The following is a 22,686-nucleotide window of genomic DNA, read 5'->3' on the forward strand; positions in this document are numbered from 1 at the left end:
ACATAGCCTTGATCCAAATAAACCTTGGTTAACTGCTTGATTAAGAGCTGGATATCGACAAGACCGATACATCTTCCAACATAGGGATTTGTTACAGCGGCTACAGAGCGCTTTTTGATATGATAAACCCCATCAACAACTATATCATGAATTGGAAAGCAGTACCCACTCCCCAAAAGTGCTCCTTGCTTTCCTTCAGAAGGTCTTGTCATACCGTGAGGCGTTAAAGCCCGTAAATTCTCAATTCTTTCTAATTGCCGCTTCTCTGAATATCCGCGAGAAAAATTATCTGTTGGAGAATGAAAAACAGCTGAGGAGCGCGCATAAACGGTTACGCCACTCAACATGCCAAACAATACTAAGGCAAGAAAAAACCTAAAAAAACTCTTCCAACGTAAAAAGATAAATAACAATACAGATTGCCCCGCTTTGCACCATTCATGAAGCGTTCTATCGCTTCATCAACCCTTATTGATAATAGAAATTAAAACAGCCACTACCCTATGACGCTTTTAATAAAAGCACATATCTTTGTAACTAAAGACCAAGTGGCAAAACACCTTGATTGTAACCGTGTGAAGACATTTCCCCCCATACTTATACTCTCAGAGAGATAACCAAAATTATTTGGAAAGTCAATGTGTAAGCCTCAATATCCCCATCAATATAAAGGATAAATTTGCTAAACCATGTCCCCTTATTCATAGAGTAAACCTTCAAAGAACACCTCATCTATGAGTTTTGAGGGGGTTTTGACGATTTTTACACCTTCAAAACCTATAAGAAAAATTCGTAATAAAACTTATCAAAATACTTATTCTGATATCTTAAAGCACATAGTGTATTTTTTTCATTCATAAAACGAACAGCACTTTTCACTATTTTGCTGATCTTATCCCATGTCATGGGCTGTGGATAAAGAGCCTTTAAAAAACACTTTTGAAAAAATGTCTGCTTTTTTTATCAGTTTTTTCCCATTTTTATCGTTATTTGCTTTAAGTGCATTTGATTGAATTCGTTTTGATTCTTTTGATGATTATTGATCATATCATAAGGCAAGGGATTTTTATTACAATATGCTGCAATCTGTTAACTCTGATAATGAACACATCACTTTACGCTCTCTTTTACAATCCTATCGTGATCAAGCAACATCAAATGCTCTACGAGGGAAAGTGTTTGAAGATTTTGTGACAAAATATCTTATGCATGACCCTCTCCATTATGGGCGATATGAAAAAGTTGAGAGCTATTATGAATGGGCGAAAGAGCGTGAAGGTTGGAATAAAAATGATATCGGTATTGATCTGGTTGCCAAGCTTCGCAATCAAGAGGGTTATGTCGCTATTCAATGTAAGTTTTATCAAGTAGATCATCAGATTAGTAAAAAGGATATTGATAGCTTTATCGCGGCATCTGGAAAAGACATCTTTAAATATCGTCTTCTCGTTGATAGCACGGAAGTGGAATTAAGTGACAATGTGAATGCCATGATTAAAGGACAAGCGATACCCGTCTATCGCATTGACCTTTGTCATATGGAAAACAGTCGGATAGATTGGCAAATATTTGCAACAAAACAAGAAGTAGTTCTGAAATCAACAAAAAAGCCTCGTCCCCATCAAGAAGAAGCCATCAAGAAAGTCTGTGAAGGTTTACAAGAAGCAGACCGTGGCAAGCTAATTATGGCATGTGGAACGGGGAAAACTTTCACCAGTTTGAAGATAGCAGAAACCCTTGCTGGGAAAGGCAAGCGTGTGTTGTTTCTAGTGCCTTCTCTGGCTTTAGTCTCACAAACAATCCGTGAATGGACAGCCGATGCACAAGTCCCGTTGCGTTCCTTTGCGGTTTGTTCTGATACGAAAGTAGGCAAGCGTCGTAAAAATCAAGATGATATTGTTGGCATGGAAACATCAGATCTTGTTCTCCCTGCTACCACGGATGCCAAAGCCCTTGCCAAAGAAGCTTGTGAAAACCTCGCAGATGCAATGACGGTTATCTTTTCAACCTATCATTCCATTCAAGTGATTTCGGATGCACAAAAAGAGCATGGATTACCCGAATTTGATCTCATCATTTGCGATGAAGCGCATAGAACCACTGGGGCTGTGTTAGGAACAGACAAGCGTGAATCTGAATTTATCAAGGTTCATGATAACAGAATCATTCGGGGTAAAAAACGTCTATATATGACAGCAACCCCCAAAATCTTTACAGATAAGATAAAAAGGAAAGCTGACCTATCTGATACTGTTCTTGCCTCTATGGATGACGAAAAAATTTATGGCAAAGAACTGCATCACTATACATTTGCGGAAGCTCTAGAACATAAACTGTTATCACCTTGTAAAGTTATCATATTAGTTGTCAATGAAAAAGAAGTAAGCCAATCCATTCAACATCTTATTACCGATAAGAATTATGAACTTATTCTTGACGATAGGACCAAGATTAATGGCTGTTATAGAGCCCTTACCAAAATGGATCTGAAACTTGATCTTGAAGATGACCCCAATCCCATGCGTAGAGCTTTAGCATTTTGCAAAGATATTGATACTTCTGAACGCATATGCAAGGAATTCAAAAAAGAAAAAGTTCAAGAATCTTTACGCGCTCTTCATAAGAACTATAAAGATACTCCTCCTCTTAACTGTACCTTTTCTCACATTGATGGAACCTTTAGTGCTAAAGAGCGTACAAAACAACTTGACTGGTTAAAGGAAGATGCGGGGGAAAATACGTGTCGTGTACTCACCAATGTACGCTGTCTTTCTGAAGGTGTTGATGTTCCTGCTCTTGATGCTGTTCTATTTTTACACCCGCGCAAAAGTCAAATTGAGATTATCCAAGCAATAGGACGTGTCATGCGTCGAGCAGAGGGTAAGAAAAGAGGCTATATCATTCTACCCGTTGGAGTACCGGCTGGCATTCCACCAGTACAAGCCTTGGAAAATAATCCGAAATATGATGTCATCTGGCAAGTCGTCAATGCTTTGCGTGCCCATGATGAGAGTTTTAATAAAATAATCCACCATATGTCCATAAAACAGGACGTAAGCTATGCCCTTGATATTATTGTTCCTTCTCAAAAGGCTACCTCAGAAGATACAACTGTGGTTATTGATGACTTACCTATACGCTCAAAATCAGAATATTCAGGACTGAACATTGGATCACCAACTTATGAATCCTTTCACGGATATAAACCAGAAGAAGAATTATCCCTTTTTTCTCAATATCCGGATGTCATTAGAGCAGCTATTGTTAAGAGAAATTACGACTCTAGCTATTGGAAAAGATGGGCAACCAATGTTGCTGATCTTGCGCAAAATCATATCACACGCTTAACCGAAGTTTTAACAAAATCAGAAACGGAAACGCGGCGGGTGTTTAATGGTTTTATGACCGAATTACGTAACAATTTAAACACAACCCTCTCAGAAGAAAATGCGATTGAAATGCTTGCACAACATCTTGTGACGCGTCCAGTCTTTGATGCTTTGTTTGAGGGACATCAGTTCGTTCAAGGAAATCCCATCTCTTGTGCTTTACAACGTGTGCTTAATATCCTTGATAAAGTTACTCTTAAAGAAGAATCTCAAGATTTTAAAACTCTCTCTAGGGATGTACAATTTTACACACGAGGAATTACAAGCCTTGAAGCACAACAAAACTTAATTGTAAAGCTTTATAATGAATTTTTCCGTTATGCTTTTCCGCGTACGGTAGAAAAATTAGGAATTGTTTATACGCCCATTGAGGTTGTGGATTTTATCATTCATTCTGTTGATGATGTTTTACGCAATGAATTTGGAAAAAGCTTGGGGTCACGGGGTGTCTCTATTCTTGACCCTTTCACGGGAACGGGTACCTTTATTACGCGGCTTTTACAATCAGATCTCATCAAACCAGAGGATATGGAATATAAATACCGTTATGATATCCATGCCAATGAGATTGTTTTACTCGCTTATTACATAGCAGCCATTAACATTGAAGCAACCTATCATGGATTGATGAAAGGTGATTACATTCCTTTCAAGCATATTGGTTTGGCTGATACGTTTCAGACGCTTAAAGAAAAAAATTTGATAGACGGTATGCTCAAGGAAAACAGTGAATATTTAGAACTTCAAAAGAAACTAAATATCGAAGTTATCTTTGGTAACCCTCCTTATTCTATAGGACAAAAGAGTGAAAACGATAACGCGAAAAATACTCCTTATCCGATTTTAGATAAACGGATCAGTGAAACTTATGCGGCTCAATCTAAAGCAAGTCTTATACGAGGTCTGTATGACAGCTATATACGTGCCATTCGCTGGGCTAGTGACCGTATAAAAGACCGTGGTGTTATTGGTTTTGTTACAAATGCCGGTTTTATTAATGGAAGTTCTATGGATGGGTTACGAAAATGCCTCGTTGAAGAATTTAGCAGCCTTTATATTTTCCATTTACGAGGAAATGCGCGGACTTCTGGAGAACAACGTAAGAAAGAAAGTGGTGGAATTTTTGGTGAAGGTTCTCGTGCCCCTATTGCTATCTCTATTCTCGTAAAAAATCCAAATGCACAACTGCATGGTAAGATATATTTTCGGGATATTGGAGACTATCTCAATAGAGAAGAAAAGCTCACGATAATTGAAGAATTTAAGAGTATTGATGGCATTACACGAAGTAAACAAGGTTGGAAAATAATTACACCGGATAAGCATGGGGATTGGCTTAGTCAACGTGATGACAGTTTCAAATCATTTTTAGCTATAGGTGATAAAGGTGATAAAAAAGGTCATGGTAAAAAATTTTTTGAAAATTTTTCTTGTGGAATTATCACTAGCCGTGATGCATGGGCATATAATGCAAGCCGTGAAGCTTTAGCAAAGAATATGAATAACATGATTGCATTCTACAATAGTGAAGTGGAACGTTTTAATGATACTTATGTACATGCTGATCATAAAGCACGTACAAGGGCTGTAAATGATTTTATCAATACGAATGCCGAAAAAATCAGTTGGAGTCATAATGTTAAACAAGAATTGGTAAGAGAAACAATCTTTGAACTTGAAGAAAAATGCTTCACACAAAGCCTTTACCGTCCTTTTACACGACAGTGGTTTTATTATAATCGCGTTTTCAATGAAAGAGTTTATCAAATGCCGCGGATATTTCCTATAGGGCAAACGGTTGAAAATAGAGTGATACAAATTACAGGTATAGGAGCAAATAAAGATTTTTCTGTTATTATGATTAAGACAGTATCTGATTTTCATGTGATAGAAAATGGACAATGTTTTCCACGCTATATTTATGAAGACACTACGGTTTCAAAAAGTAAAAATGAAAAACAAACCCATTTATTTACAAACTCTATAGAGGAAAACCAAACAACTGGTTTACAGAAGCGTGATGCTATTACTGATGAAGGTCTAGACCATTTTAAAGCTGCTTATCCTAATGAAACCATAACAAAAGATGATCTATTCTATTATGTTTACGGTCTTTTGCATTCGGAAGATTATCGCTCTCGTTATGCTGATAATTTATGCAAAGAATTACCTCGCATTCCTTGTGTAAAGAGTGCTGATGATTTTTGGAAGTTTGTAACAGCAGGGCGTGAACTGGGTCATTTGCACATGAATTATGAAGATGTAGAGCTTTATCCAGTGACCTTTAAAAAGGGTAATCCAAAACAGACTGAGATCTCTAATCCCGAAGAATTTTACTACGTTACAGAAATGAAATTTTCTGGGGATAGTAAGGAAAAGGATAAATCGACTGTTTTTTACAACAGCAATATTACCATAACAGATATCCCTCTTGAAGCTTATGAGTATATCGTCAATGGCAAACCCGCTCTTGAATGGGTTATGGAACGTCAATGTGTCAAGACTGATAAAAATAGTGGCATTGTTAATGATGCCAATCGCTATGCTGTTGAAACCGTTGGCAACCCTGCCTACCCTCTAGAGTTGTTTCAAAGAGTTATTACCGTAAGTTTAGAAACAATGAAAATTGTAAAAAACTTACCAAAATTAGAAATAAGAGAAACTGAATAACTTATAAAGCATGCTCACATAATAAGTATGATAAACTCATAAGGGGTATAGGGTCTTATACCTATAGGTTCTATCCCCCCTTTATACATTGCTTACATACAATCTTTAAAAGGAGTGTTTATATGCGTTATTCTAAAAAGAAATCATTTGCACTTTTAGATACTCTACTTTGGATTGCTTTAAGACTTTTAAGAAACCCACTCTTAAAGTGAATTAGATTTTTTTACATTGCCTTTAAAAGATTATACCGTAATCTAAAATGATAGCTTTGTTTAAAGAGAGTTATGTATATTCATTTTCTTATATTACTTATAGGTTTTGAAGGTTTCTCACACCCTCAAAACCCCTTCAAAACCCTCTTAAATATATATTACAGATTGTATTTACATGTTGTATTTAATATAGGTTGTTTGCTTAAAACTTTAACATATTGAAATATAATGACTTTTATTTCCAATTTAAAAAATAAAATAAGTAATAATAAAAGGAACCCTCAAAACCCTCGAAACTCATAACTATAATGATCTTGATAGCATCTTTTATGAGTTACAAGCTATCTTTTTAAAAGCTTTAAAGGGTCATACGCTTTTCATAAGACACATTTTAATGACTCACTAAAATAATCACTTTTGTCGGTTCAATTTACTGACAGATAACTGACAAGTTTTAATCAATTCACATCATTGTTTATCTTTAAAGATTGTATTCTTGATATGGGTTGTGTTTTAAAGACATTAACATATTGAAATACAATGTTTTTAATTTTACTCATTAAAAAAAATAATTATAGGGTCTAAAAAGGGCTGACAACACTGACACGGTCTATTATAAAGGGATTTTGCTAATCTCTATAATTATCAATCTCTCTTTAGATGTTTTCATACAGTCTATAAATCGCAATTATCCTATTTATCGTTTCTCTTATGAAAATGAAAAATGATGCCATGGCTATAAAGAAGATAACAGCTATAGAGAATGCGTAAAAACAGCAAGGTCTTATAATCATAATACAAATGAAGGCATTTGTTATAAAAACAGTTCCTATAAAAAGCTGTTAAGTTGCAAATGTGTTATAAACAAAATTCACAAAAAAATTTAAATTCATTTAGTGAAAAAATTGATAAGTTATAAAGTTAAAAATACGCATTATGAGAGCGTTTTTAAATATTATAAATGTATAGATTCAAAACAGAACGCAATCGTTTCATAAAGCTTATAATATAACTTTAAATGCATATAAATATAAAAGAAGCAATTCATAATCATAGGATATTATCAATACATAACGCATTAAAAAAATACAAAAAAATATCAAAAAAAGATAAAATATTATTTGACAATAAATACGTATTTTGTTATATGAAGACGATACGCTAATTTTTGTATTGTTATCCCCATTTCCTCTAAAAAAGCTACTTTTAGAACTTCACTAGAATGGGCGGGGTTATGCGTCATTTGTTTTCATTCCTTTCATCAATGGTAATCTTGATAATCAACAAGCTCCACATCTGTTCCGATAAAGCGAAAAATAACACGCCAATTTCCATTCATCTTAAAAAGTATATTACTCCTTATGCGCATTGGGAACGGCTTTTCTAGATCCTAGTAAGCTGAATATATAGCCTTGTCCGATTAGAACTCCAAAAATCGTAACAAAAACGCCTATGATTTGCATGATTTGAGGGATGAAGCCGAACAGGATTTGCACCAATAAGGCTGAAATAGGTACAAAATTGAAAAATATCGCCGTCTTACCCGGACCTCGGATCGCTATTCCAATATTCCAAAATAGGTAGGCTAAAACTGATCCTGCACCCCCTATCCAAAGGAGTGCGAATAAACTAGCGCCGGACATAGACATCGTTTCTTGAAGAGGGGATTCGAATAAAAAGGTTAGGACGCCAAGGGCGACGGTGCCAGAGAGCATCGTCCAGCTTGTTGTTTCAAGCGGGGTTGCGTTCTTGACAAATGACCGCGTGCCCACGGTATAGAACGCCCAACCAATGGAACCTAAAAGAATCATAATATCTCCTTTGGCAAAGGAAACATGGTTAGACAAAAATCTCCCATTTGTTATGACTAAATAGACCCCGAACATGCTAATGAGCATCCCTATAACCCTCTCACAGGTTGGGAAAGATTTATTCATGATAGCTTCAATAATATTAGCACTAATAGGAGTTGTCGCCATGATGAGGGAGGCTGTTATGGGATTTGACGTTTGCAAGCCAACAAATAAAGCGCCATTAAACCCTGCCACACCGATAATCCCTAGGAAAATATAAGAAATAAAATTTTGCGATAAAACATGCCACCGCAAGCCTTCTTTGAAAATCATAATTAAAAATATGGCGATTACGGCAATGAAAAACCGCTCAAAAGAAGCTGTCCATGGAGAAACAGTCGTTAAAGCTATCTTAGTGGCTTGGAAATTGGAACCCCACAAAAAGGTTCCTACGAGGGTTAAGACAAGAGCTATTCTGGGCGTGATTTTCATTGGATAGATCCTTATACTTGATACCAAAGTGGAGCATCGAGACGTATAGAAGAAATTTGTGCGGTATTAGATGAGGAAAGAATAAAGTTGACCGCGGAAGCAATGTCATCTGGGTGAAGCATTTTGGTAAGATTCTCTGGAGGTATCTCTGGAAATCCTTTAAAATTGCGACGAAAATCCGTATTAACTTTATCAACTTGGATTGAACAAACACGAATATTTTGTGGCATTCCCCATAAGCGCAACCCACCAGTATAGCCCTCTACAGCAAATTTAGAAGAAGAATATGAAATTAAAGAAGGATTGTATTCTACACCCCATATGGATGAAATATTTATAATATCGGCGCGAATTTCCTTTTTTAGATAGGGTAAAGTAGCAACTGTTATATAGAACATTCCTTTAATATTCACATCAAATGTTTCAGCACATTCTTGAGCATCAATTGTTTCTGGATCGCCACTATAACAAATGCCTGCTACATTAACTAAGACATCAAGACCACCAAATTCTGAGATAACCTTATGGACAGAAGAGTCAATGGCTTCACGACCATCATTTGACTTAATTGAAGCCTCTCCAACCTTATAATAGCTCTTTAAAAAGTCATGGGCTTCAATCGCGCGCTTAATCTCCTCCAATGAACTTTCTGCTAGCGAATTTTGAAACTGACGTGCACAAAGAATAGTCCCTGATATTCCCTGCATGCCAAATTGATAGCCTTTTAAAGCAGCCATCAAGGCAAATGATCTTGTCTTCCCAGATCCTCGTCCACCCCAAGCCGCTCGTACCAAAGCCTTACCTGTAAATATCGGCATAAGCTTTGGTACAATCTTAATCTGTCTCGTTGTCATGAACCAAAGGCGCTATTTCCACACGCCCTATCATCTTAATGGCTCCCCCATCTTCCCCTGTCACTTGCAAAGGCAACACCTTACCAAGCAAACCTAAATAAGCAGCAGGACATTTGAGTGCTTGCTTTTCAAGATAAGAGAGCAAACCATCATCACCATATTTTTTACCAGCACGCTCTGCTGCTTTAAGCACAGCCTCTTTCAAAAGACGTGTTGTTTTATTGGGAACGCCTTTTAATCCAAAAGCATCTGCACCATGACTGGACCAATCATGTTCTGCTCCCAAACCAATATTACGCTTCTCATCCCATTTCTCATGATACCAATTCAGTGCCTTACGCCCCGCTACAGTCGTCTCCTCATTAAACCAAACAGAGGGTAGAATACGTCGCACTGCCTCTATTCGCATTTTGACAGCCCCAGCCCCTTGATTAGGAATGACCTGCGTTTCAAAACCCGCATCATTTAAAGCACTTTCAAAACTCACATTGTGCACACGGTCTCTAGTCGCACCATCATGGGGAAGAACCATTAATGCCTTCTCATAGCCATTGTAACGCAACCAACCGATATGCTCGGATAAAGGCTGCCCTTGCGCTTCGTAATAATCAAGCACTCTAATCTCTCTACCTACAAATTGTGCTATCCATATCGCTGTTGCATCTGCCTTGGCTCCTGTGCCCCCAATATCCCAAAAGGCGCGTATCTGCATTAAAGGATCACGCGCAACACGCCCTATCCGCCCCTCCTGCTCGGCTGCCAACATTTCCTTTTGATAGTAAGCACCCTGAACCGCTGTAAGATAAGCCCCTTCCCATATATGCTTATAAGTCTCGGGGCGGTTTCTCAAATCATCAAGCCGCGCTTCATTCAAGATCTTGGGAAACTTGGGATTGTCTGACCAATTAATCTCTACACGCTTAATGGCTTCATTGTCTGAAAACCGAAACCGCCTTTCAACCGGTGCATTATCTCGCAACGGGTTCCATGTGACCCATAACTCTGCTCTCCACCCCTCTCCCTCTTCACGCAACGTTGGAATGAGTGTCTGCCAAGCGGTCTCTGTAACGGGCTCTGCCTCATCAACCCAACAAAGCAAAATACGCCCCATCGATTTGATACTGGCTATATTACGGTCCAGACCAGAAAACTGAAACGCTATACGACCATCATTTGATTTAATCGAAGCCTCTCCAACCTTGTAATAGTCCCTTAAAAAGTCATGGGCTTCAATGGCGCGCTTAATCTCCTCTAAAGAACTTTCTGCAAGCGAATTTTGAAACTGACGTGCACAAAGAATAGTCCCTGATATTCCCTGCATGCCAAATTGATAGCCTTTTAAAGCCGCCATCAAGGCAAATGATCTTGTTTTACCAGAGCCTCGTCCACCCCAAGCCGCGCGGACCAAAGCATCCCCTGTAAAAATAGGGATAAGTTTTGGTACAATCTTAATCTGTCTTGTTGTCATGAACCAAAGGCGCTATTTCCACACGCCCTATCATCTTAATGGCTCCCCCATCTTCCCCTGTCACTTGCAAAGGCAACACCTTACCAAGCAAACCTAAATAAGCAGCAGGGCATCTTATTGCCTGCTTTTCCAGATAAGAGATCAAACCATCATCACCATATTTTTTACCAGCACGCTCTGCTGCTTTAAGCACAGCCTCTTTCAAAAGACGTGTTGTTTTATTGGGAACGCCTTTAACCCGCCCTTGCCCCGCCTTTGGTGGCATTTTTTGGGATTGTGGAGCCTGCTTTGTATTTTTCGCTGTCATAAAATACTTTCTCCAAATAACAAAAAAGCCCGCAAAACGCAGGGCTCTAAATCATCATGTCAATTGAACAAAAGGAGTTAATGAGAAATTCTCTGCTGTAATTTTAGACGCAATTCGACCAGTACAGCAGCGCCATAAAACACTATTATTCACACCATGTCAACAAAAAATCACGATATTGTATATTTTTTTATTTTATTGCCTAAATATAGTGTCTTTAGCACCAAGCAACACCTCACAATTGTATCCTCTAAACGAATCAATTATATGACTGGGAACTGCTAAAAAAGGGGGGAAACTATGGAACCAATATCAATGTATTTTGGCGCAATAGTAGTAATAATTGATATACTATTTATATCAGGTTCTCTATCTCTTCGAGTTTTGACAGCAATATCGATTATTTCTATTTTCTGGTCAATCTTTAGATATGTATTTTCGTCGCACTACTGTGAAATAGGTGATAATTATTATTATGATAGTCGTGATTTCACGCACGTACTGATATCTATAGCTATAATATCTACAGGAATCCTCCTCTACGAGTCCTTAGATGTGGGAATAATAGTACTCGTAATTACAGTACCAATCATGCTGTTTTTGTTTCTTTTGTATGTAGAGATCGAAATCACAATTTGCCTAGTAATAGGAATCTCTATACTTCATTTTTTCGGAGTCCCAACAAAAATTTTGTTGGTAATAACAATCTTCTCTGTTGGTCTGTATGAGTTTTTAGCGTCAAGAGGACTTAAAATTTTTTGCGATACTCATAATGAGCTAGTTAATTCTTATAATTTAGTGATAAAAGACCGTGACAACACTGTTAGAGAACGAGATGAGGCGATTGAAGAACGGGACGAATTAAAAAAGAAATTCAAACATTTAGATTACTCAGATGATTACTTTTAAATCAACATAGCGATAAGCTTTTATGAAAATATTTGCCCAGCCTTTGCTTCAGTTTGTTAACACCTAATCGTCCAAGCCAAGCTCTTTCCTCACCTCTTCAGAGCTATAAAAAGTACCCTCTCCTCTTCGAACACGCTCTCTTACTTGTGAAGCTAAATAATAATCCTCTGCTTCCTCTATTCCACGTTCAATAATCTCGCGTAAATAAAAAGACTTTGTACGTCCTGTCTTAGCAGCTAAATTATTCAAACGTGTTTCGAGATCACTTGGCAATCGAATAGATATCGTCATAACGCAATCCTCATCTTTGTACTCATTGTAATACAAATACAACAAATTGTACAGAAAAACGTTTCACGTCATATCGCTTGCTTTGGCAACATTCTCATAAATGCCGCAAGAAGTTACGTAAGAAATGTTGCTAGTTTAGCAAGGACTTCGTTCATAATCACAGAGGGAACTGCTTCCATTTTCTTTCCCTGACGCGCTCTAATATCAAGAGCACGTGGTTGATCACAACGTATTACGCCCGTTGTATGTAATCCGGCTCCTGCTAATGAGACAGCAAAGCCTGCTGTTCTCGCAAAATTTCCTCCGCTTGTAATAGGCAAGACAATAGGTGTTTTTGTTACACGATTAAATGGCTCTGGTGACACAATTAATACAGGACGCGTTCCTTTTTGTTCATAACCCGAAGAAGGATCAAGAGATACCAGCCAAATTTCGCCTCGCTTCATCACAACAGCTCTTTACCAACAGGTTTAGTATCAAACCATTCCATATCATCATCCGCAAAATCATCCGAAGGATTACATTGCGCTAACAATTCTTCAAGAGTATAGCTAGGGAGTGACTGTGGCTTTACAATCAAGCGTCCATTATCAATAGCCAAACCAACTTGTGTGTTTTCAGAAAGATGAAGAACATCAAGCAGCGCCGGCGGTATAGAGAGCATAACAGACCCTCCAACTTTACGTAATTTTGTTGTGTGCATAAAACACTCCCTTTAATATTATATAAAAATATAACATTCTAATGCATATTCTTCAAGAGCTTTTCACGCTTGTATGGAAAAAGAACAATAAACATCTACCATTTATTTTTTTTATCAAAATATTTATGAAGCGCATTCAGAGCAATCTGCAATGAATTTACAAGATGTGGTAATATTTGATCTTCACTAACAAGATATTGTAGAGCTGCATAAAGATTATACTGTTTATAGAGGTATTGTGTTTCTTTGATTACCTCTTGCATGTTACAAAACTGTTCTGTTGCACGTTCAACCCACTTCTCTCTTGCTTTGTCATCAGAAGATGATGGCATTTCATCATAAACAGCGCTTGGCAAACCTTTTGCACACGAATAGTCATTTTTCACTTCAAGATATTTTTGCGCAGCATCATACTGATCTTGAGTAAGCACACCTTGCAAACATAGCCGCCCAACATAAGACCCCGCAAGCGGATTTTTAGCCTCTTCTATGGTCAAACAGAAGCGTTTAGCACGCATTTCAATTGCCAATTGATTAACAGAATCTTGACATACTTTCGCTTGTGAAATGTAGGCATCTTTCTTTCTCATACATCCCCCGTATCTGTGGAAACCATATTCTTATTTTTGCTCTATTTTTTAATCAAAATGGCATGCTGTCATGAGCAGATATGCCATAATCATCAGCACCTGAAGCAATAGCATAACTTTGAGAAGTGACAGATGAAGAGGACGCAGATTGCTCTTTCTTTGCATCAAGCAAATGCAACTCGCCTTTGAATTGTGGTAAAACAATCTCTGTTGTGTAACGGTCATGACCATTTTTATCTTGCCATTTACGGGTTTGTAATTTGCCTTCTACGTAAACCTTTGAACCTTTATGGAGGTATTGAAGTGCTATTTTTGCCAAATGCGGATTAAAAACCACAATGGAATGCCATTCCGTTTTCTCTACTTTTTGATGGGTATTTTTATCTGTATAGCTCTCAGAAGTAGCCAACCGAAAATTGACTATTTCAGCACCAGAAGTCATCGTTTTGCTTTCGGGATCTGCCCCTAAATAGCCAATTAAAATCACTTTATTCAACATGTTTGTGAGTTCCATTTGATTTGCATTTTATATACGTAAAATCCTATCATAATTTGTTTATTTTTTCAAATATTTCAAAAGGATATTATTTTTTATTAACATATAACATTATGTTTCACATAACAAATTAATAAATAATCGATTGACATAAGTGTATGGTGTATCGTATCAAGTAGCAAAGGGTAATATTATGGCAATCGTTAGTTTTAAGCATAAAGGGTTGAAGTTATTTTTCGAAAAAGGAATTTGTAAAGGAATACAACCTGCACATGCTAAAAAACTAGCTAACATTTTGGTAATTTTAGATACGATATCTGCTCCTGAACAAATGACGATTAGATCCTATCGTCTCCATGAGCTTACAGGCGATTTAAAAGGCTATTGGTCAATGCGTGTTAATGCAAATTGGCGTGTTACTTTTCGCTTTATCGGAACAGATGTTGAACTTGTTGATTATCAAGACTACCATTAATTTTTGAGGTGTTATCATGATGTACAATCCCCCACACCCTGGTGGTATTTTGAAAGAAGAATTGCTTGATGAATTAGGCTTAACAGTAACAGAGGCTGCAAATCATCTTGGTGTTGCACGTTTAACTTTATCACGTGTTTTAAACTGTCATGCTGCAATCAGTATTAACCTTGCTTTACGCTTAGAAAAGGCTGGTTTAAATGATGCGGAATTTTGGCTTAAATTACAACAAAAACATGATCTGTGGCAAGCACGGCATAATAATCCCATACCGGATATTTCGTCTTTAGAGCAAGTAAGCCTCCTTAGCAATTAAGACTTGGCTTGACCGATTTTTCGCTTAAAATACATCAAATGGCTTTTGATAATTTTTTAATTTCTTTGTTGATCTCATCAATGAGCGGTTCGTAATTGAGAACGCTTTTAGGTACAGCACCGCCATAAATCCACGCTTTTACTTGCGCCTTGGTACTAAAATCCGCATTCTTAGGTATTTCGTAATACTGAGCGCCGTCAAACTTTTCACACTCTCTTGTGCCATCTTCATATTCGTAGAGATTGTAAAAATACTCTGCCGCCCCATCTCCCCAAGGAACATACCCAACAGCCGTTGCAATAAATTTTTTGTGCATTACTTGCATAGGCTGTTTACGTTTTTTAAAGAATCGTCGTTTTAATATTTCCATGTTTTAATTCCTATTTTTACCAATAGGTTAATTTACCTCAAATTTGACCGTACAGAGCGTTTTATATTACAGATGTTGTTTTCATCATAAAATCTTTAAATCGCTTTGTACGGTATCTTTTTATCGATTTAAACGCATATCTAATTACAAAACCATCAGCACTTTTCACTATTTTGCTGTTTTTAGGCTGCTTTGGAATTACCACTGTCATACTCTTCACTAGGCTTGCCTATTCTCGCGAATGAAATGCGCTTGCCTCCTAAGGCTAGGTTACGCGTATTTTCAACAGCTATAAAAACTTTCTCAGCAGCACCATAAAGCCTGCTTTCTAAATCGCGACAATACTGCACAAGATCAGCACAAGAGGGGACAAAGGTTGTTGACATGCCTTTGGCTTCTCCCCGTATAAGATTTTTAACAGCTTGCAACAAAGACCAGAGTGAAATGCCGTTAAGAGCTGTGATATAAGCCTTTGCACGTGCCTCTGGATTTGAAACTTTTTTCATTGTCAAACCGCTTTCAAGCATATCAAGAGCCTCAGCAATATCTTCAACAGACGCTTTCAAGGTAAGCAAGTTTTGGACTGTCTGATACACTCCGAAAGCTTGTTCCTCCAGTGCTGGTGTCAATTTCATGCCACTGATCAAGGTCCATGGACAATCCCTTGTTACACATCGTATCATCTGATCTGTAATGTTTTGAAGTGGATTCACTAAATCCTGCTTTACGGATAAGATTACGGATTGTTTCTCCGGTACCACCACAAGTTCTTTGATCTTTTGAAAAGTTTCCATTGTTTCCACCATTGTTGTTCGTGTTTTTTGTTTTTTCTAAATTTTCGATAGCCTTTCGCACCCAGTTACGCCAAGTTGCTTGCCAATCGATTTTGGTTGCATTTGCTCCAGCTTTTGAACGCCAGTAATCTCGAAACTTTGCGATTTCGACTTTGACACGCTTTGGAGGCAAGCCCTCTTCGATTGCAAAATCGTAATCGGGTTCAAAGTCTTCAGGCAATCGACAACCTCGATTAGCTTTTGACTGCTTGGCTTTTTTGGGAACGCTTGTCTGCTCGTGAATGGGTGGTTGGTTTTCTGATGATGTTTCGATTTGATCTAATTGGCTTTTGAGAGCATCATCCTCGATTGGCTCGTGAACCAAATCTGTTGTTTCTAAATTTTCAGAACCAATTTCTTTTTTTGCTAATACGATAGTATTAGTTTTTTTATTATATATGTTATTGTTAATGTTATATGGTATCGTTTCCGTATCGCTTTCGTATTCATTCCGTATAGAATTCGTATCGCCTTCGTATTTAGCTTGTATAGATTTCGTATTATGCTTTACGTCTTTTTCTTTAGATTTTTTCCATCTAGCACTAACAGCTTTTGATGCCGCTTCTGATTTTCCGGCGCTATCACTTAATTCTGCTTCAACATCTAGATTCCATAAACGACCGTCTGCTAAACGAATAATATGACCCGTACTCTGTAAAACATCTAATGCTTTGACAAATGCTTTTACTGAATAGCCAGTATAATTAGCCCAAACCTTAATGTTATTTAAAAGAGGTTCACCTGTGTGAAGCATTTGCAACCGTAATCTCATATATATATTCCCTTCAATAGAAGACAAATAAGTGAGATCAAGAATCCATTTATCAGCAAAAAGCCTTGTCCATGGTATTTTACTGGACATGCATACCCCCTTCTTTCTTTAAATATAAAATTGCCAAAGCATCTGCTTCATTGTCATCACAAGGCGCGTGACCTTTTGCACGCATTGCCTTAATCATTTCTTCTTTTGAAGCATTTCCTTTTCCTGTCGTCGCTTTCTTAATGGTACCAACGGGAATGCCTTCATACGGTATCTGATGATGTTCACACCAAGCTGTTAATGTTGCTAGAAAGCCCCCATAAACATGAGAAGCGTCTGTACCCACATGCCGACGTACCTCTTCGAAATACACCGCATCAATTTCATCAACAGACCTTTTTAGTTCAGTAAGCCATTTCTTAAAGCGCAGATAACGCATACCACCGCCTTCAAAACGACGTGATTGAAAATGTTCTGTATCACTTGTGATAAAACCATCAGAACCGCATATAGCCCAGCCAGTCTTGGTGCCTAGATCAAGACAAAGAATGGTTTGTGCATGAGTGATCATAATTCCCCCCCTTAGGCTCTACGTATTTATATGTTTATATGCGTGCTATGACAGAGTGTGTTGTGACTGCCTGTCTTGAAAAAATGTTTTTGAAAAAGTATCCTCCCAACGATTCTAAAAAAGTGGGGGGGAGTTATGATGCAAGAATGGATAAAGATACTTCTTACAGGTTTTATGTCATTTGCTGTGTCACTTTCGGTAGCGCTTATTTTAAGAAACAAAGACCGTAAAGAAGCGACGAAGATCCGGAAAGAAGATTTAGAAAAATCTGCAAAAAAACGAAAAGAAGATTTAGACAATATAGAAAGGCAATTAGAACAGCTAAAAAACCAAACTGAAGCTGCAAAAGAGCATGTCTCCATTTTATGGGCAGAGAAACAAATACGAGACTTGGGTCCAAAGTTGAAGGTTACCATAAAAGAAGCAACAGCACATAAATATGGTAAAGACTTTTTCATTGAGGTACATGTCATCATAGAAAATCCCACAGAACAAACAATGAGAATAAATAATTTTCGGTTACACAACGAAAACCTATTTGCGCTTAATAACGGTGGTTTTTTGGGAAAACATCCAATGTATTTACAACCAGAAAATGAAAAATATATACCCTTAACAAATCCTTTTGTAGCAGATTTAGAATCACAGATTATTTTCGATTGTTTTAATTTGGATGCACATGAAGAAACAGAATTTACTTTCACAGTTCGCCACCTAAAACCAGATATCGTAAGCACACCAATCTTTATCATTGAACACACTTCATCAAATCATGCAGAAAAAGTACTTGAAACTACTTTTTGGCCAAATTTTTTACTACCATTCGAGGAGAGTAGTCTCAAAAGCGGTTAATTTTTTCCATTAAATCTTTTTGTGTTTGAATTAAATCTTCTTGTCGACGTATTATGTTTTTCATTATTTTATCTGTCTCTTTTTCTTGCGTTTCCGTCATTTTATAAAAGTAAAAGCCAGAAAAAACATGATTACATTGACTATAAAAAACGCAATCATCGTCGCCCAACTGGAATCCATCTTTATTTCCTTTCTTCTTTAAGCCTGTGAATTGTGTTGCTGTTCATTATTATCTGTAGAAGCAGCAATAAAAGTAGACATAGAGCTAGAACTATCTTTCAACTTTTGCAGCTTGAGATAATTTATTACGGAGATAGATCCTCTTTTTTCCCACTTGCAAACAGCGGCTTGAGTTACACCAAGCATTTTAGCCATTTCTGATTGTGTCCAATTAAATTTGACCCGTATTGACTTAGTCAAATTCTTAAAATCTTCTCGTTGATCCATTTAAAAGCTCCAATTATAGCTTTGCCTTAATTTATTCATATAATTATAGTTATATAAAGTCAAGGAAATTTATCTTTATCAACGATAAAAAAATAAGGTAAGCAAAAGTATGAGTAATAAATCTAATATCATAAGCACATTAAAAAAAATTTTGACTGAGTTTAACTTAACACAAGAAGATGTGGCCAAACGGCTAAATGTAACGCAAGCTTCAGTGTCTAAGTGGTTAAAAGATTCTGATCCGCGTGGTTCTAATCGGGATGCCATTTTAGAATTATATAAAGAACTGACGGGTGATAATCACTTAACAACTTTTGTCCCTCTTATGGGCTATATCGGAGCAGGAACGCAGATAGATCCAAGCTTTGAACAAATCCCAGAAGAAGGTCTTGAACAAGTAGAAATTCCTTTTGCTTTACCTGATGATATGATCGCTTTTGAAGTTAAAGGGGACTCCATGCTTCCAGCTTATAAAGATGGAGATATGGTTATTGTAAGACGCCGCCAAATCAAAACGATAGAATCCTTCTTTGGTAAAGAAGCCGTTATTCTCACGCATGATAATAAAAGATATATAAAGAAAATTAGTAGAGGGATGAATGGCGAAATAGATTTGCTTTCTTGGAATGCACTCCCCATTAAAAATGTTAAAATTGCATGGATTGGGGAAATCTTTGCTATCTTGCCAATGGATTCTTACAGTAAAATGATTCGCTCTTATCGCTAATTATTAGCCATATTAAAAAGTACTTTTCTCTTCTTATTTTACAAGATGTTATAATAATTTTTACAAAAAATATAACTTTTTATAATTTTTTTGCTTGCTAATTTATAATTATAGTTATATAAATATATTATAAATTGATACAAACAATCGCCAAGAGGTGTTAGGGAGGAGAAATTATGGAAAAGCCAATTCTTATTCATTCCGATGAAATTTTATTAGTTGCCTACGATAAAGAGCAATACATTGCAGAGTCTGGACCACTTAATGCAAGCCAAGTTTTAAGCATTGTTGATGAGGTAGATGATGCAATCCAAATCTTTCGCATCAATCCTTCTGAGAAGAGTTGTGAAGATATCTCTGAAGATATTGCAGAAGCATATGTAGAAGCAAATATTGAAGATCTCTATGAGGATAGTGAGGTTCATTACTTTGTACGCGAAAGTGATGTTTACAATAGACTTTTAGACGAGATCGCAGACGAAAAATATAATGATGAGATCTACGGGACTTATGAAGAACAAAACAAGTTGCGTCTTTGTGATGTCATTCCTAACTATTCATCATACTACATAAAGGGTTTTTAAAAGCCCCCTCTTTTCTCAAAAAATTACAACACAAACCAATGCCGTTCTTGAGAAAGAGCGGCAAAGGGAGAGTCTAACTTAAAGGAAATAAACCATGGAAAAGAAGTACGAATTGACTGATGAAATGGATGAAGTTGGAGGACACACGCTTTACCGCATACGTGCCTTAAAAGATTTTGGAAATGTCAAAAAAGGTGACCTTGGCGGTTTTATTGAAAAGGAAGGCAATCTTAGTCATGGGGGCGATTGTTGGGTTGGAGATTATACTAGGGTTTATGATAATGCTCGTGTTTATCAAAATGCACATATTTCCGGTTATGCCTATGTTTATGGTGATGCGCGGGTTTATGGGAATGCACAAGTTTCTGGTGAAGCATACGTTTACAATTATGCGGAAATTTACGGTGATGCATTAGTTTACGGTGACACTAAAGTTTTTGATCATGCACATGTTTATGGCAATTCTCATGTTTATGATGAAGCATGCATTTACGATAGGGCAAGCGTTTATGGAAATGCAAAAGTTGGCGGTAATACACACATTTACGGAAATGTAAAAATTTATGGTAATGCGCATTTACGTTGTGAAGATTGGATTGGCGGCAATAGCAGAATATCCACTGGAGCAAACTAATGAAAAAGAAATACGAACTGACTGATGAGAAAATTCAACCTGGCTTTAAGAAACTTCATAGAATTAGAGCATTGAGAGACTTTGGAGATGTTAAAGCTGGTGATATCGGCGGCTTTATAGAAAAAGAAGATAACCTATCCCATGAAGGCAATTGCTGGATTGGTGATAATGCTTGTGTCTATGGTCATGCACAGATTTTTGGTGATGCCTTGGTTTATGGTGATGTCAATGTTTGTCGTCATGCCAAGGTTTTTGATAATGCCCGTGTTTATGGTGATGCCAAGGTTTATGAAAATGCATGGGTTTATAGCAATGCCGAAGTTTTTGGCAATGCCAATATTTATGGCAATGCGCGAGTTTTCGGTAAAGCAAATGTTTCCGGTAATACGAAGATTTACGACAAAGCTAGTATTTTGGGGAATGCCAAAGTTTATGGCAACAACTGTATTTATGGTGATGCACAAGTAACTGGAAATACAGAAGAATCCGAAAACGACTCTGTTTAAGGTAGGGGGTAATCATGGAAAAGAAGTACGAACTGACTGATGAGACAATCAAAGTTGGTAGAAAAACACTTCACCGAATTAGAGCATTGAGAGACTTTGGAGATGTTAAAAAAGGTGATCTAGGTGGATTTATAGAACATGAAGACAACCTAAGCCATGAGGGAAATTGCTGGGTAGCGGGTTCGCATAGATCATTTGACAGTGGATATGTTTTTGGAAATGCTAAGGTTTTTGGAAATGCCGTGATTTCTGATGATGCCGAGGTTTATGGTGATGCCATGGTTTATGACAATGCAGAAGTTTTTGGCGGCGCTAAGGTTTATGGTGATGCACGTATTTATGGAAATGCCAAGATTTATGAGACCGCCTTCGTTTTGGGTCGTGCATGGGTTTATGATCATGCCAAGGTTTATGGTTGTGCCGTGGTTCGTGGTCGTGCCAAGATTTATGACCATGCCAAAGTTTATGGTTTTGCTAACATTTATGGGAAAGCCCACATTCGCGACAGAACAAGAATTCTTCAAGATATAAAAATTTAACAATCAAACCAAACAACCTTTAACACATGCGTGATTCACGCCACGGGTGAGTTGCGCGTAAATGTAAGGAAATAAAGATGAGTGAGTTAACTATCACGCAAACCGAATTAGTGGAAAAAACGAACGAGTGTCAAATCAAACCAACTGCTATGGAACTTATTTTAGAAAGAGCTTTAGAAAATGATGTCGATCTGGACCGTCTCAAGAGCCTTCTCGAATTACGAGAAAAGGAGATAGAACGACAAGAGCGCCAAAACTTTGTTCGTGATCTTTCCGCTATACAAATGGAATATAAAGATATCGAACAAAACGCCCTTAATACACATACTAAAAGCCTCTATACAACGCTTGATAAATATATTGATGCTATCAAAGAACCTCTTTCAAAATATCACTTTGCTTTGTTTTCTTGTATCAAAGAGCAGAGTTCAAATAGCATAACCGTAGAAATGACTTTAAAGCATATATCGGGCAATGAGATATCAACACAAGGAACATTTCCTTTTGACACTACTGGAAGTAAAAACAACGTACAAGCGGTTGGTTCTACTATAAGCTACGCACGTCGATATCTCTTAGGCATGCTTCTTAATGTTGCAAGAAAAGAAGACGATACAGATGGAATAACGCTTCTTGCGGGTATCTCTCCTGAACAGATGAATGAAATCAAAGAATTAATTACAAAAACACAATCTGAAGAAAGTAGGCTTCTCTCTTTCATAGGAGTAAAAAAGCTAAAAGATATGTCTTATAAACAAGCACAAACCGCTTTGTTTTCTTTGAAAAAAAAGCAACGAAAACAAATGAGAAAAGCCCAACAAGAGCAAATAAACGCGTCTATACAAGATGCCAAATATATTCATATCCAAGATATTGAATATGCACCAATACAACAAAA

26 protein-coding genes and 3 pseudogenes are annotated in these 22,686 nt (G+C 37.2%); 11 read left to right on the forward strand and 18 right to left on the reverse strand.

Translation table 11 applies throughout. The features are described from left to right. The coding region (locus PVV66_RS08185) for a POTRA domain-containing protein (protein WP_273760972.1) at positions 1-347 on the reverse strand (347 nt) is incomplete at its 3' end. A 729-nt stretch (positions 348-1,076) separates the two neighbouring features. On the opposite strand from PVV66_RS08185, the gene PVV66_RS08190 reads away from it, so the two are divergent. Further along, positions 1,077-6,059, forward strand: coding sequence for a type ISP restriction/modification enzyme (locus PVV66_RS08190; RefSeq protein WP_273719261.1), 4,983 nt, complete (start codon positions 1,077-1,079; stop codon positions 6,057-6,059). A gap of 1,350 nt (positions 6,060-7,409) precedes the next feature. On the opposite strand, the pseudogene PVV66_RS08195 reads toward PVV66_RS08190, so the two are convergent. From PVV66_RS08195 to PVV66_RS08225, 7 genes and pseudogenes are all read right to left on the reverse strand, one after another. Next, positions 7,410-7,514 (reverse strand): annotated as a pseudogene (locus PVV66_RS08195) (transcriptional regulator); the annotation flags it as partial. A gap of 18 nt (positions 7,515-7,532) precedes the next feature. Further along, positions 7,533-7,610 (reverse strand): annotated as a pseudogene (locus tag PVV66_RS08200) (Killer protein); the annotation flags it as partial. 13 nt (positions 7,611-7,623) lie between these two features. Then, entirely contained in the window at positions 7,624-8,556 is a 933-nt protein-coding gene (locus tag PVV66_RS08205; RefSeq protein WP_273719263.1) for a DMT family transporter, read from the reverse strand. A gap of 11 nt (positions 8,557-8,567) precedes the next feature. Further along, positions 8,568-9,410 carry an SDR family NAD(P)-dependent oxidoreductase gene (locus tag PVV66_RS08210; protein ID WP_273719264.1) on the reverse strand — a complete coding sequence of 281 codons (843 nt, stop codon included), beginning with the start codon at positions 9,408-9,410 and terminating at the stop codon, positions 8,568-8,570. Beyond that, on the reverse strand, positions 9,391-9,702 hold the full coding sequence (locus PVV66_RS08215; protein ID WP_273719289.1) for a hypothetical protein: 312 nt from the start codon (positions 9,700-9,702) through the stop codon (positions 9,391-9,393). Before PVV66_RS08215 ends, PVV66_RS08210 begins: the two co-directional genes overlap by 20 nt. A gap of 537 nt (positions 9,703-10,239) precedes the next feature. Next, a pseudogene (locus PVV66_RS08220) lies at positions 10,240-10,878 on the reverse strand (phage terminase large subunit); the annotation flags it as partial. After that, positions 10,859-11,185 (reverse strand): hypothetical protein, encoded by a 327-nt coding sequence (locus PVV66_RS08225; protein ID WP_273719265.1) that lies wholly within the window; start codon positions 11,183-11,185, stop codon positions 10,859-10,861. The gene PVV66_RS08225 and the pseudogene PVV66_RS08220, both read right to left, overlap by 20 nt. Before the next feature lie 300 nt (positions 11,186-11,485). Here PVV66_RS08225 and PVV66_RS08230 point away from each other — a divergent pair, with 300 nt between their 5' ends. Further along, a complete protein-coding gene (locus PVV66_RS08230) occupies positions 11,486-12,094 on the forward strand; it encodes a hypothetical protein (protein WP_273719266.1) in 609 nt (202 codons plus the stop codon). Positions 12,095-12,157: 63 nt separating this feature from the next. Here the strand turns inward: PVV66_RS08230 and PVV66_RS08235 are convergent, their stop codons facing one another. The 5 genes from PVV66_RS08235 to ssb form a co-directional block, all read right to left on the reverse strand. Next, entirely contained in the window at positions 12,158-12,385 is a 228-nt protein-coding gene (locus PVV66_RS08235; protein WP_007346764.1) for a DUF6290 family protein, read from the reverse strand. Positions 12,386-12,498: 113 nt separating this feature from the next. Continuing rightward, positions 12,499-12,831 carry a type II toxin-antitoxin system PemK/MazF family toxin gene (locus PVV66_RS08240; RefSeq protein ID WP_273719267.1) on the reverse strand — a complete coding sequence of 111 codons (333 nt, stop codon included), beginning with the start codon at positions 12,829-12,831 and terminating at the stop codon, positions 12,499-12,501. After that, complete coding sequence (locus tag PVV66_RS08245) at positions 12,831-13,088, reverse strand: AbrB/MazE/SpoVT family DNA-binding domain-containing protein (protein ID WP_273719268.1); 258 nt, start codon at positions 13,086-13,088, stop codon at positions 12,831-12,833. Before PVV66_RS08245 ends, PVV66_RS08240 begins: the two co-directional genes overlap by 1 nt. A 95-nt stretch (positions 13,089-13,183) precedes the next feature. Continuing rightward, positions 13,184-13,678, reverse strand: coding sequence for a hypothetical protein (locus tag PVV66_RS08250; RefSeq protein ID WP_273719269.1), 495 nt, complete (start codon positions 13,676-13,678; stop codon positions 13,184-13,186). Between the two features lie 52 nt (positions 13,679-13,730). Beyond that, complete coding sequence (gene ssb / locus PVV66_RS08255) at positions 13,731-14,177, reverse strand: single-stranded DNA-binding protein (RefSeq protein WP_273719270.1); 447 nt, start codon at positions 14,175-14,177, stop codon at positions 13,731-13,733. Positions 14,178-14,367: 190 nt separating this feature from the next. Between ssb and PVV66_RS08260 the strand changes: the two genes are divergently transcribed. Both PVV66_RS08260 and PVV66_RS08265 read left to right on the forward strand, forming a co-directional pair. Beyond that, complete coding sequence (locus PVV66_RS08260) at positions 14,368-14,649, forward strand: type II toxin-antitoxin system RelE/ParE family toxin (protein WP_273719271.1); 282 nt, start codon at positions 14,368-14,370, stop codon at positions 14,647-14,649. A 16-nt stretch (positions 14,650-14,665) separates the two neighbouring features. After that, positions 14,666-14,965 (forward strand): HigA family addiction module antitoxin, encoded by a 300-nt coding sequence (locus tag PVV66_RS08265; RefSeq protein WP_273719272.1) that lies wholly within the window; start codon positions 14,666-14,668, stop codon positions 14,963-14,965. Positions 14,966-14,999: 34 nt separating this feature from the next. Here PVV66_RS08265 and PVV66_RS08270 read toward each other — a convergent pair whose 3' ends face one another. From PVV66_RS08270 to PVV66_RS08285, 4 genes are all read right to left on the reverse strand, one after another. Further along, positions 15,000-15,335, reverse strand: a complete 336-nt coding sequence (locus PVV66_RS08270; RefSeq protein ID WP_273719273.1) for a hypothetical protein — start codon at positions 15,333-15,335, stop codon at positions 15,000-15,002. Positions 15,336-15,517: 182 nt separating this feature from the next. After that, on the reverse strand, positions 15,518-15,931 hold the full coding sequence (locus PVV66_RS08275; protein ID WP_273760973.1) for a hypothetical protein: 414 nt from the start codon (positions 15,929-15,931) through the stop codon (positions 15,518-15,520). Further along, entirely contained in the window at positions 15,885-17,030 is a 1,146-nt protein-coding gene (locus tag PVV66_RS08280; protein WP_273719275.1) for a hypothetical protein, read from the reverse strand. Before PVV66_RS08280 ends, PVV66_RS08275 begins: the two co-directional genes overlap by 47 nt. Continuing rightward, positions 17,020-17,499 (reverse strand): crossover junction endodeoxyribonuclease RuvC, encoded by a 480-nt coding sequence (locus PVV66_RS08285; protein ID WP_273719276.1) that lies wholly within the window; start codon positions 17,497-17,499, stop codon positions 17,020-17,022. Before PVV66_RS08285 ends, PVV66_RS08280 begins: the two co-directional genes overlap by 11 nt. A gap of 135 nt (positions 17,500-17,634) precedes the next feature. Here PVV66_RS08285 and PVV66_RS08290 point away from each other — a divergent pair, with 135 nt between their 5' ends. Then, positions 17,635-18,351, forward strand: coding sequence for a hypothetical protein (locus tag PVV66_RS08290; RefSeq protein ID WP_273719277.1), 717 nt, complete (start codon positions 17,635-17,637; stop codon positions 18,349-18,351). 198 nt (positions 18,352-18,549) lie between these two features. On the opposite strand, the gene PVV66_RS08295 is transcribed toward PVV66_RS08290, so the two are convergent. After that, complete coding sequence (locus tag PVV66_RS08295) at positions 18,550-18,798, reverse strand: helix-turn-helix transcriptional regulator (RefSeq protein WP_273719278.1); 249 nt, start codon at positions 18,796-18,798, stop codon at positions 18,550-18,552. Positions 18,799-18,907: 109 nt separating this feature from the next. Between PVV66_RS08295 and PVV66_RS08300 the strand changes: the two genes are divergently transcribed. From PVV66_RS08300 to PVV66_RS08325, 6 genes are all read left to right on the forward strand, one after another. Continuing rightward, positions 18,908-19,525 (forward strand): XRE family transcriptional regulator, encoded by a 618-nt coding sequence (locus tag PVV66_RS08300; RefSeq protein WP_273719279.1) that lies wholly within the window; start codon positions 18,908-18,910, stop codon positions 19,523-19,525. Between the two features lie 176 nt (positions 19,526-19,701). Beyond that, positions 19,702-20,109, forward strand: coding sequence for a hypothetical protein (locus tag PVV66_RS08305; protein WP_273719280.1), 408 nt, complete (start codon positions 19,702-19,704; stop codon positions 20,107-20,109). A gap of 94 nt (positions 20,110-20,203) precedes the next feature. Then, positions 20,204-20,743, forward strand: a complete 540-nt coding sequence (locus PVV66_RS08310) for a hypothetical protein (RefSeq protein WP_273719281.1) — start codon at positions 20,204-20,206, stop codon at positions 20,741-20,743. Continuing rightward, complete coding sequence (locus tag PVV66_RS08315) at positions 20,743-21,249, forward strand: hypothetical protein (RefSeq protein WP_273719282.1); 507 nt, start codon at positions 20,743-20,745, stop codon at positions 21,247-21,249. Before PVV66_RS08310 ends, PVV66_RS08315 begins: the two co-directional genes overlap by 1 nt. Positions 21,250-21,263: 14 nt before the next feature. Continuing rightward, on the forward strand, positions 21,264-21,788 hold the full coding sequence (locus PVV66_RS08320) for a hypothetical protein (RefSeq protein ID WP_273719283.1): 525 nt from the start codon (positions 21,264-21,266) through the stop codon (positions 21,786-21,788). A 77-nt stretch (positions 21,789-21,865) separates the two neighbouring features. Then, positions 21,866-22,686 (forward strand): ERF family protein (locus tag PVV66_RS08325; RefSeq protein ID WP_273760974.1); only part of this gene is annotated, 821 nt, incomplete at its 3' end.

Origin of the sequence: Bartonella sp. AU16XJBT (assembly GCF_028618665.1) — a bacterium.
Lineage (GTDB): Bacteria > Pseudomonadota > Alphaproteobacteria > Rhizobiales > Rhizobiaceae > Bartonella.